General features: G+C 72.7%; 1 protein-coding gene. It reads left to right on the forward strand.

The features are described from left to right. The coding region (locus D7Y04_RS42930; RefSeq protein ID WP_121763075.1) for a phosphoenolpyruvate carboxylase at positions 1–422 on the forward strand (422 nt) is incomplete at both ends.

A 422-nucleotide genomic window follows, 5' to 3' on the forward strand; every position in this document is an offset into this window, starting at 1 on the left:
GAGTGGGCCTTCGAGCGCGCGTACGGCGAGCCGCTCGGGCAGGTGGTCACTCCGGTGCGCGTCCACTCGTGGGTGGGCGGCGACATGGATGGCAACCCGCTCGTCACGCCCGAGGTCTTCGGCGACACGCTGCGCGCGCACCGTGCTCGCGGCCTGCGTCTCTTGATGCAGGGCCTGGAGCGCCTGGGCGGAATGCTCTCCCAGTCGGACCGACACGCGAAGCCATCACAGGAGCTGCTCGCCTCGCTGGAGCGCGATGCGGCGCAGCTTCCCGAGGCCGAGCAGCGCCTGGGGCCTCGCACCGTGGGCAAGCCCTGGCGTCGCAAGCTGCGCTTCATGGAGGAGCGGCTGCATCAGGCGCTGCGCCACGTGCTGGCCCAGCGCACCGGCGACGCGGGGCCGATGCCCGAGAGCGCGTACCG

This window comes from Corallococcus sp. AB038B, assembly GCF_003668955.1.
GTDB lineage: Bacteria > Myxococcota > Myxococcia > Myxococcales > Myxococcaceae > Corallococcus > Corallococcus exiguus.